Origin of the sequence: uncultured Rossellomorea sp., from assembly GCF_947488365.1 — a bacterium.
Lineage (GTDB): Bacteria > Bacillota > Bacilli > Bacillales > Bacillaceae_B > Rossellomorea.
In genome coordinates this window covers 1,323,415-1,334,243 of the sequence record NZ_CANKZT010000001.1, presented here as the reverse complement: position 1 = coordinate 1,334,243, position 10,829 = coordinate 1,323,415, and the positions used below count along the sequence as shown (strand labels likewise).

Here is a 10,829-nt window from a genome sequence, read left to right as displayed (position 1 = left end):
TGGCTGAAGAGGCGCCCCTGCTAAGGGTGTAGGTCGGGCAACCGGCGCGAGGGTTCAAATCCCTCCTTCTCCGCCATATTATGGCCCATTGGTCAAGCGGTTAAGACACCGCCCTTTCACGGCGGTAACACGGGTTCGAATCCCGTATGGGTCATCTGAAAAAAGACTATCATTTTTGATAGTCTTTTTTTTTGTACAAAGTAGTAGAATTAGTGGTTATTTTATTAATAATAGAAGAAAAAATGACTAAATGAAGAGAGTTAATTGAATATGGAGGCAGATCGGGACTAAAATAAGCGGTTTTACAAGAGAAACGCATGCTTCTATTTCTCTACGAAGGATATATTATCGACTTCTCCACATATATTATCGACTTTTCCCAATATATTATCAACTTCTGCACTTTTCTTTTCAGATCCAATTTTTCAATACAATAAACGGAGGATGGGAACATTCAGTCAGTGATCATCGAAAAGTAAATGGCATCAATCACCTCTTAATCTCTTCATTAAACTTCTCAAGCTCTTCAATAAACCCAACCTCCTTTAAAGACTAAACTATGAATGCTCCCTCCTTAATTACCCATCCGGGACCATTAGAACATGTTTCATTCACCCTACTAATCACCATAAGCATGCAGGCGCCTGATGCATTACGCCTTCTCAATCACTCCTTAATTCGACACCGCCATCCTTCTCACAATCAGCCAGAAACGATACAAAATACCGGAATCCTTCTGCATTTTCTGCAAATTTCACATTTTTTAATTAAAAAACTTTCGACAAATTCCGCTATGAATTCAACATGATTCCCCTATGTTCTTCCAATGTAAACCTTATCATTTAGTAAGACTTTCCAATAGTGAACCATTTTATCAAATGTATGTAGGAAATTGTCGTAATTGAGCGACGATAATAAAGAGGATTTTGATGAACTTGAAAGAAAGTAGTAAGTAGATTGAAAAAATGTAGGTGAGATGATGAACGCAATGACCATATCAGATTATGATGTTTTTTTGTTTCATGAGGGAAATTTGCAGCAGGCCTATCAGTTTATGGGTTCACATGTGAGAAGAGACTCTACTGGAACCTATACAGAATTTTGCGTTTGGGCACCGAAAGCAAGACATGTTTCATTGGTTGGATCTTTTAATCATTGGAATGGAACAGGGTATGAACTTACGAGGCGGAATAACGAAGGTTTATGGACAATTCGCATTGATGAGAATCTATCGGGAGAAACGTATAAGTACGAGATTACGACTCCCTCAGGTTCAAAGAAGCTGAAGGCGGACCCCTATGGGTTTGCTTCTGAGAAGCGTCCAAATACTGCAAGCGTCGTGTATGAGCTGCAGGGGTTTTCATGGGAGGATGAGGAGTGGCTTGAGCATCGAGCCAGTTCGACGGTCTATGACAAGCCTATGGCAATTTACGAAGTGCATTTAGGCACATGGAAAAAGAAAGCAGGGAAATTTCTTTCCTATAAGGAATTAGCACAGCAATTAATTCCCCATGTGAAAGAACAAGGATTTACACATATTGAGTTGCTTCCTGTCACGGAGCATCCGTTTGATCGTTCTTGGGGGTATCAAGGTACTGGTTATTATTCTCCGACTAGTCGCTATGGCTCACCTCATGAATTGATGGCGTTCGTGAATGAATGTCATTTACATAATATTGGCGTGATATTGGATTGGGTCCCGGGTCATTTTTGTAAGGATGCTCACGGGTTATATGAATTCGATGGTTCGTTTGCTTATGAGTATGGAGAGGAAAGGGACCGTGAGAATTATACGTGGGGAACGGCGAATTTTGATTTAGGTAAGGGAGAAGTGAGAAGCTTCCTGATTTCGAATGCCCGTTTCTGGATGGACCTGTATCATATTGATGGATTCCGGATTGATGCAGTGGCCAATATTATTTACTGGGCTAACCAGGGAGAGCTTGCTCCCAATGAAGGAGCCATACAGTTTTTGAAAAACTTGAATATGGCAGTGTTCGAGTATGATTCTTCGATTTTGATGATTGCAGAGGATTCTACAGACTGGCCACAGGTGACGTCTCCTGTTCATTATGGAGGACTTGGCTTTAATTATAAGTGGAATATGGGATGGATGAATGACGTCCTTAAATATATGGAAACAGACACGTCTGAAAGAAGGCATGTGCATTCTCTTATAACATTTTCATTGTTATATGCGTACTCAGAGAATTATGTGCTTCCCTTTTCCCATGATGAGGTGGTACATGGGAAGAAGTCATTATTGAATAAAATGCCAGGTGATTACTGGCAGAAATTCGCTCAATATCGTCTGCTCCTGAGCTATATGATGGCTCATCCAGGGAAAAAGCTTCTGTTTATGGGAAGTGAACTTGCCCCGTTTTCAGAGTGGAAGGATTTAGAGGAAATAGATTGGCATTTATTGGATTACGAATTTCATCACAAATTCAACTCATATTTTAAAGAGCTTATGCATTTATATAAAGGTGCTGAACCATTATTTCAAATGGATCATCGTTCAGAGGGATTCGAATGGGTGGATGTGGATAATCGAGAGCAGCAGATTTTCTCTTTTATCAGAAATGGGAAAGAGAAGGGGGATCATCTTGTGGTGATCTGTAATTTCAGTCCTCGTGTGTATCATCAGTATAAGGTAGGAGTCAATAAGGTTTCTTCTTATGAAGAGATTTGGAATAGTGATGATGAACGATTTGGTGGTTCACATCAGGTGAATCCTATGCCTCTTACAGTGCACAACGAGTCCTACCATGGAAGAGAAGGATATGTGGAAATGACGATTCCACCATATGCAGCCGTTTATTTAAAACCAATAGATTGAAAGGGGAGAGAAAAAGATGGCAAAAGGTAGATGTGTGGCCATGTTATTAGCAGGTGGAAAAGGGAGCCGTTTAAGCTCATTGACGAAGAGTCTGGCGAAACCAGCCGTTCCGTTCGGAGGAAAATATCGTATTATTGATTTCACATTAAGCAATTGCACAAATTCAGGGATTGATACGGTGGGTGTCCTTACTCAGTACCAGCCGTTAGTATTAAATTCTTATATTGGAATCGGAAGTGCATGGGATCTTGACCGTAGAAATGGGGGAGTGACCGTACTGCCACCTTATGCTGAATCATCTGAAATGCGTTGGTATACAGGGACGGCGAGTGCCATTTATCAAAATATGAATTACCTTGAGCAATATGATCCCGAGTATGTGCTGATTCTATCAGGAGATCACATTTACAAAATGGATTATAGTAAAATGCTTGATTATCACATCGAGAAGAAAGCGGATGTCTCGATTTCCGTCATTGAAGTAGGCTGGGATGAGGCAAGCAGGTTCGGTCTTATGAACACCAATGAGGAAATGAGAATTACAGAGTTCGAAGAAAAGCCGGCTTTTCCTAAGAGTAATCTTGCTTCGATGGGAATCTATATTTTCAATTATTCCGTACTGAAGGATTATTTAGAGATGGATGAGCGTAATCCCGATTCAAGCCATGACTTTGGGAAGGATGTTATCCCTTTACTGCTTGATGAGAAGAAAAAGCTGATGGCCTATCCGTTTAAAGGGTACTGGAAGGATGTCGGAACAGTTAAGAGCCTGTGGGAAGCGAATATGGACTTGATTGATGAGGAAAATGAGCTGAATCTGTTCGATCATGACTGGAGAGTGTATTCAGTGAATCCGAATGAGCCGCCTCAATACATTTCTGAAGAAGCGCTTGTTGAGGGGTCTCTTGTGAATGAAGGATGTACGATTGAAGGGACGATTCGTAAGTCCGTCCTGTTCCAAGGAACAACGGTGAAAAAGGGAGCACATGTAAGCCGCTCAGTCGTTATGCCGGATGCGGTCATTGGGGAAAACGCCTATATTGAACAGGCGATCGTGCCGTCGAATGTCAAGGTTCCGAACGGCCTATGCATCATGCCGGAAGAAGGATCGGATGAAATTATCCTGGTTACGGAATCATTCATTGAAACACTACTGGAACAAGAAAAAGTGTAAAGGTTGAAGACCCACATTACAACTTAAGAGGAGGAAGTGTTTTGAAAAATACAATGCTTGGCGTTATTGATGCTACTAGTTATTATGATTCGTTGGAGGATTTACTGTTACATCGTTCATTAGCTGCTCTTCCAATTGCCGGGAGATACCGCTTGATCGACTTTGTACTCTCTAATATGGTGAACTCAGATATTGGTTCCGTTGCGATTTTTCCTAAGTTTCAATACCGTTCCCTTATGGACCATCTTGGATCTGGGAAGAACTGGGATCTGAATCGGAAGCGTGATGGGTTGTTTTTCTTCCCGGCACCAGGATTAGAGGCGAATGAAGAGGGTGTGGGTTCATTTAATCACTTCGCTCATCACTTAGACTACTTTTATCGCAGTACCCAGGAATACGCATTGATCAGCAATTGCTTTACATTATGCAATATTGCCTATCAACCGGTTCTTGAACGCCATATCCGTATCGGCTGTGATATAACGGAAATGCGTCATAACGGAAACTCTTTAGATATGTACCTGGTGAAAACTTCTACACTCATTGATTTGATTGAGAATCGAAGTGAAACAGGCTATACGTGTATGCAGGATGTTGTGGATGATATGGACAGCGGATTTAAGGTGTGCGGCTATGAGCATGAAGGATTTGTTCAAACGATTGATTGCATTGAAGAATACTATGATGCCAGCATGAAACTTTTGAATCTATCTTATTGGAAAGAATTGTTCAAAAAGGATTCACCTGTCTACACGAAGGTAAAAGATGAGCCGCCAACACGCTACACTTCAGCTGCAAGTGTGAAAAATAGTATCATCGCCAATGGATGCTTCATAGAAGGCCAAGTGAAGAATTCTACGATGTTCAGAGCGGTCAAGGTAGGGAAAAATACGATGATTTCGGGTAGCATCATTATGCAGAAGAGTCAAATTGGAGATAACTGTGTACTAGAGAATGTGATTTTAGATAAAGATGTGAGAATCGAAGATGGCGTCAAGCTTATCGGAGATCCAAACAATCCAATAGTCATTCGCAAAGGGATGATTCAAGGAGCGCTGATGAATTCGTGAAAGTGTTATTTGTAGTATCTGAGTGTGTCCCTTTTATTAAATCTGGGGGCTTGGCGGATGTTGCCGGCGCTTTGCCTAAGGAATTAAGAAGTTTAGGGACGGATGTCAGGGTGATCCTGCCTAAATACGGTGGGATCCCTCATGAGTTTCGTTCAAAAATGAAAAGGAAGAAAGAGTTCTTCGTGTCAGTCGGCTGGCGGAATCAGTATTGTGGAATTGAAGAGTACAGTGAAAATGGAGTAACGTATTATTTCGTCGATAATGAATACTATTTTAATCGGGATCGTTTATACGGATATTTTGATGACGGGGAGCGATTTGCGTATTTTACCAGAGCGGTGCTGGAAAGTATTGCTGTTCTTGATTTTTATCCAGATGTGATTCATTGTCATGACTGGCACACGGGAATGGTTCCATTTTTATTAAGAACCGAATACCAGGAGAGACCGGGTTATTCGTTTATCCGCAGTGTGTTCACCATTCACAATCTTCAATTTCAGGGGATTTATCCTAAACAGGTGATGACTGACTTATTAGGCATTCACGATAAGTATTTTCATCACGAATACCTTGAGTTCTATGGAAATATCAATTTTATGAAGGGTGCTCTGATTTCTGCGGATTTTGTTACCACGGTGAGTCCTACATACAAAGAGGAAATTCTGACGCCTTATTACGGGGAAAAGCTTCATACTATTTTAGGGCAGCGATACAACCAGTTATTAGGTATTTTAAACGGTATTGATGATGAAGTGTACAATCCTGATGATGGAGAGTTTCCTTACTTTAGCGGCAATCTCCATGGAAAGAAGAAAGCGAAACTTCACCTGCAAAAAAGCTTGGGGTTAGAAGAGAATGAAGGAATCCCTCTTGTTTCCATCATTTCAAGATTAACGAATCAAAAAGGGCTGGAACTAGTAAGGGGAGTATTTCATGAAATGCTCCAGGAAGAAGTTCAATTTGTCCTCCTGGGAACAGGCGATTGGGAGTTTGAGCAGTTCTTCAGGGAGATGGAATGGACCTATCCGGATAAGGTCAGAGTGCAAATCGGATTTAATGAGGAACTGGCAAAACAGATCTATTCTGCCAGTGATATATTCCTGATGCCTTCTAAGTTCGAGCCGTGCGGACTGGGTCAATTGATTGCCATGAGATATGGAGCCCTGCCGCTTGTCCGGGAGACCGGTGGATTGAACGATACGGTGGAATCCTATAATGAAGAAACGAAGACAGGGAACGGTTTTTCGTTTAAGAACTTTAATGCCCACGATATGCTCTACACTTATCGAAGAGCTCTATCGTATTTCTACGAAGATCCGGAAACATGGAATCATATTGTACGAACTGCAATGAATAAGGATTATAGCTGGGCGCAATCGGCCTTTAAGTATAATCAACTATATGCTGACCTGGTATCAAGGAGTGAAAGCCATGTTTTCTGATCCAATTGAATTTAAAGAAATGTTTCTGAAGAAGCTTGAAATGATGTATGGGAAGACGTTTCCTGAATCCACCAGTCAGGATCAGTTTTTCACATTAGGTCACCTTATACGGGAATACATCTCCATGAACTGGATTCATACGAATGAGCAGTACCGGTTCAGTAAACAAAAGCAGGTGTATTACTTATCGATTGAATTTCTTCTGGGGCGTTTGCTCCGCCAGAACCTGATGAATTTAGGAATCTACGATATTGTGGATAAGGGATTGAAGGACCTGGGAATAGACCTTGCTGAAATGGAAGAGGTGGAGCACGATGCAGGACTCGGAAACGGCGGTCTGGGTCGTTTGGCTGCATGTTTCCTCGACTCATTGGCTTCCCTTAATCTACCTGGACATGGCTATGGAATCCGTTACAAGCATGGTTTATTTGAACAAAAGATCGTCAACGGTTTTCAGATGGAGCTTCCGGAGCAGTGGCTGCGTCATGGACATGTATGGGAAGTTCGAAAGTCAGATCTTACCGTCGAAGTGCCTTTCTGGGGGAAGGTGGAATCTTATACGGATAATGATGTATTGAAGTTTCGTCATGTGGATGCAGAAGTAGTAGCGGCCGTTCCTTATGATATGCCTGTAGTAGGGTATGAAACGTCGACGGTTAATACCCTTCGATTATGGAGTGCTGAACCCGCTGCCTATAAAGCCGGGAAAGATATGATGAAATACAAGCGTGATACGGAAGCGATCACAGAATTCCTTTATCCTGACGATACCCATGAAGAAGGGAAAATCCTGCGATTGAAACAGCAGTATTTCCTTGTATCAGCAAGCATCCGTTCGATTCTTGATTCCTACCTTTATCGAAATGGGGACCTGAAGGAACTGCATGAGAATATATCGATCCATATCAATGATACTCATCCCGTTCTCGCGATTCCAGAACTGATGAGGGTCCTGCTTGACGAATATTCCTTCGAATGGGAGGAAGCGTGGGAAATCACGACGAATACATTTGCCTATACGAATCATACGACGCTTTCAGAAGCATTGGAGAGATGGCCGATCCGTATTTTCCAACCTCTGCTGCCCCGCATCCATATGATCGTGAATGAAATCAATGAGCGATTCTGTCAGGAATTGTGGAAGGAATATCCCGGTGATTGGAAGCGGATAGAGGATATGGCGATCATCTCCCATGATGAAGTGAAAATGGCTCATCTGGCGATTGTAGGAAGCTTTAGTGTGAATGGCGTGGCAAAGATTCATACTGAAATCTTAAAGCTTAGAGAAATGAACTTATTCTATCAATATTATCCTGATAAATTTAATAGTAAGACAAATGGCATTACACATAGAAGATGGCTATTGAATAGCAACCCGTCTCTGTCGAATCTGATATCGTCTTCCATAGGAGATGGGTGGATTAAAGATCCAGGTAAGTTAGCGGACTTGAAAGAGTATCATCACGATACGGCGTTTCTTAAGGACCTGTATGATGTAAAACAGGAAAATAAACGGAAGCTTGCAGATCGAATTTTTGAAAGTAATGGAATCGTCGTGGATCCTACTTCGATTTTTGACATTCAAGTGAAGCGGCTCCATGCGTATAAACGCCAGCTGATGAATGTTTTACACATTCTTCATCTCTATAATCGCTGTGTGGAAGACCCAAGCTTTGATTTTCATCCGCGAACGTTCATTTTTGGTGCGAAAGCATCCCCAGGGTATTACTATGCGAAGAAAATCATAAAGTTGATTCATTCTGTAGCGGATCTGGTGAATGACCACCCGCTTGTAAAAGGGCGGATTAAAGTCGTATTCCTGGAAAATTACCGGGTTTCATTAGCTGAAGAAATCATTCCTGCAGCTGATCTGTCAGAACAGATTTCTACAGCCAGCAAGGAAGCATCCGGTACTGGAAATATGAAGTTCATGATGAACGGGGCTTTGACCCTTGGAACATTGGACGGGGCTAATATTGAGATTCTTGAGCAAGTAGGGAAAGAGAATATCTTTATATTTGGATTAACGGCGGATGAAGTAATGAAATATCAGCATCACGGTGGATACTATGCCATGGAGTATTTCCACTATGATACCCGCATTAAGAAGGTGTTGAATCAATTGATTGATGATACACTTCCAGACGCAGGTGACCATTTTGAAACCATCTATGACTCCTTACTGACCGAGAATGATCAATTCTTTGTTCTGAGGGATTTCGATTCCTATGTAAGGGCTCACGAGCAAGCAGGAAAAGCGTACGAAAATAAAGAGCATTGGTCACGAATGTGCTTGCAGAACATTGCAAACTCCGGCTATTTCTCAAGTGACCGGACGATTGAACAGTATGCGAAAGACATCTGGGGCATTTCACAGGGCAGTTTAATAAAGTAAAAGAAGGCTTGGGGAAAAGTTTCCCCAAGCCTTTTTAAATTATTTCTTCTTATCAGAAATATAACTGTCGCCATCTTTATACGGAATGTCACCCAATGTGGATTCCATATTATTTTCATCCAGCATATCCTCGTATTCTTCATGGGTTTTCGAAGGATATGCTTTACGATTGGAACCTTCCATATCGGTTCCGACAAAGGATTCGAAATCCTCGGTGAATCCTTCGGAAGTGTCCTCATCCTGATACAATTCCGAGTAGTCTTCATAATCACCTTCGAAGTCAGAAGGTGTTTCAGATGTCCCGAAGCGTCCTACTTCCTGAAAGCTGTCTTGATCATCACGGACATTACCATCTGTTTCATGTCTGAATTCGTTATCAACAGGCGGCTGCAGTACATCTTCCTCTACGGGTCTATCCTGAGGTGTCGATTGTTCCGGTGAATGATCTTTACAATAAAGTGTCGTTGGAATGACTTCCAAACGCTCAAAAGGAATATCCTGGCCACACTCTTTGCATTGACCGTATGTTCCTTGGCTTATCGCCTGCAAAGCGCGTTGAATTTTATTTAGTTCGAGCTTGGCGTGATCATCTATGGCGAAATCCTTCTCTCGTTCATATAACTCTGTTCCCATGTCGGCAGGATGGTTATCGTAAAGGGAGAGTTCACCTGAGTTATCCCGTTCATTTGTATGGTGAAGATTATCTAAATCCTGATGAAGATGTTCTTGCAACTGTTTTTCCTGCTGAACCAATTCTTGTTTTAATGTCTGTTTTTGGCTGTCTGTTAGCAATTTCTTCACATCCTTCATTATGTTCGCTTAAATAATGTACTAACCATACTTTATCCGAAAGTGGGGTTGTTAAAACATAAAAAAAAGAGTCGTCCCGAAATGAAGGGGCGACTCTTGATTTTTTTAAAGCATATATGCAAGTAATAGTCCAATGGATAATAGGAATCCAAAGATGGTGTTCGTTTGTGCGGTGGCTTTCATGGCGGGCATCATTTCGATCGGCTGTGATTTGCCGATGAATCCTGTCGTTGCCTTGAATGCTTTCGGAATACTTAGAAAGGCAACGAATAGCCAAGGTGATGAAACGCCGGCAAGGACCAGTCCGACAATCCAGCCATAGGATACGACAAACATGCCGCCCAAAAGGATGATCGCTCCTTTTCTTCCTAAAAGAATCGCGATGGTTTTACGGCCGTTTTCTTTATCACCGTCCAGGTCGCGGATGTTATTCGCTAATAGAATGGCGCCGACTAAAATGGATACGGGAACAGACAATAGGATGCTGTCACCATTGATATATCCAGTTTGAATGTAGAACGATATGAGTATGATCACAAGTCCCATAAAGAAACCGGCTACGATTTCTCCAAAAGGCGTGTAAGCAATTGGCATAGGTCCGCCAGTATAAAAGTACCCCGCTGCCATGCACACTATACCTATGAGTGCCAGCCACCATGTGCTATTAAGACAAATGTAAATTCCTAATAAAAGGGCGATTCCGTACAGTGAAAAGGCGAGGTTTATGACCGTGGATGGTTTAACTCCGTTCCGGACGATTGCTCCACCGATACCGACCGAATGCTCTGTATCCAAACCTCTTTTATAGTCATAATACTCATTGAACATATTGGTAGCAGCCTGGATGAGCAAGCAGGCAATGAGCATGGCTGCAAACAGTGATAAACTGATCTTGGTAAATTGCAGAGCTAGTACAGTCCCCAGTAAGACAGGTACAAATGCTGCTGTAAGAGTGTGAGGCCTTGTAAGCTGCCACCAGATCTTCCACCCTTTATCTGATTCCAACACGTTGGATGCTTGTTGTTCCATCATATTCTCTCCCTTACGCAATAAGGAATTTTCAGAAAACATTCCAATTCCTTTACAGATTAAAGTGTAG

General features: G+C 41.9%; 7 protein-coding genes and 1 tRNA gene. 6 read left to right on the top strand and 2 right to left on the bottom strand.

All coding sequences use genetic code 11. The features are described from left to right. The first annotated feature begins 82 nt into the window (after positions 1–82). From Q1B03_RS06865 to Q1B03_RS06840, 6 genes are all read left to right on the top strand, one after another. Positions 83–154: transfer RNA gene (locus Q1B03_RS06865), tRNA-Glu, on the top strand. 822 nt (positions 155–976) lie between these two features. After that, positions 977–2,839 carry a 1,4-alpha-glucan branching enzyme gene (glgB, locus tag Q1B03_RS06860; RefSeq protein ID WP_299739526.1) on the top strand — a complete coding sequence of 621 codons (1,863 nt, stop codon included), beginning with the start codon at positions 977–979 and terminating at the stop codon, positions 2,837–2,839. Positions 2,840–2,855: 16 nt separating this feature from the next. Then, positions 2,856–4,013, top strand: coding sequence for a glucose-1-phosphate adenylyltransferase (locus Q1B03_RS06855; protein ID WP_299739524.1), 1,158 nt, complete (start codon positions 2,856–2,858; stop codon positions 4,011–4,013). 41 nt (positions 4,014–4,054) lie between these two features. After that, positions 4,055–5,083, top strand: a complete 1,029-nt coding sequence (locus Q1B03_RS06850; RefSeq protein WP_299739522.1) for a sugar phosphate nucleotidyltransferase — start codon at positions 4,055–4,057, stop codon at positions 5,081–5,083. Continuing rightward, positions 5,080–6,525, top strand: a complete 1,446-nt coding sequence (gene glgA, locus Q1B03_RS06845) for a glycogen synthase GlgA (RefSeq protein WP_299739520.1) — start codon at positions 5,080–5,082, stop codon at positions 6,523–6,525. Before Q1B03_RS06850 ends, glgA begins: the two co-directional genes overlap by 4 nt. Then, positions 6,515–8,920 carry a glycogen/starch/alpha-glucan phosphorylase gene (locus Q1B03_RS06840; RefSeq protein ID WP_299739518.1) on the top strand — a complete coding sequence of 802 codons (2,406 nt, stop codon included), beginning with the start codon at positions 6,515–6,517 and terminating at the stop codon, positions 8,918–8,920. The genes glgA and Q1B03_RS06840 overlap by 11 nt, the downstream gene beginning before the upstream one ends. A 39-nt stretch (positions 8,921–8,959) precedes the next feature. Here the strand turns inward: Q1B03_RS06840 and Q1B03_RS06835 are convergent, their stop codons facing one another. Together Q1B03_RS06835 and Q1B03_RS06830 are read right to left on the bottom strand one after the other, a co-directional pair. Then, positions 8,960–9,721 carry a TraR/DksA C4-type zinc finger protein gene (locus Q1B03_RS06835; RefSeq protein ID WP_341358021.1) on the bottom strand — a complete coding sequence of 254 codons (762 nt, stop codon included), beginning with the start codon at positions 9,719–9,721 and terminating at the stop codon, positions 8,960–8,962. A gap of 114 nt (positions 9,722–9,835) precedes the next feature. Next, complete coding sequence (locus Q1B03_RS06830) at positions 9,836–10,759, bottom strand: 1,4-dihydroxy-2-naphthoate polyprenyltransferase (RefSeq protein WP_299739698.1); 924 nt, start codon at positions 10,757–10,759, stop codon at positions 9,836–9,838. Positions 10,760–10,829 lie beyond the last annotated feature (70 nt).

Excerpts from the sequence above, each read along its gene's own strand:
- glgB (WP_299739526.1), top strand. The coding sequence starts at position 977 with ATGATGAACGCAATGACCATATCAGATTATGATGTTTTTTTGTTTCAT.
- Q1B03_RS06855 (WP_299739524.1), top strand. The coding sequence starts at position 2,856 with ATGGCAAAAGGTAGATGTGTGGCCATGTTATTAGCAGGTGGAAAAGGG.
- Q1B03_RS06840 (WP_299739518.1), top strand. The coding sequence starts at position 6,515 with ATGTTTTCTGATCCAATTGAATTTAAAGAAATGTTTCTGAAGAAGCTT.
- Q1B03_RS06830 (WP_299739698.1), bottom strand. The coding sequence starts at position 10,759 with ATGGAACAACAAGCATCCAACGTGTTGGAATCAGATAAAGGGTGGAAG.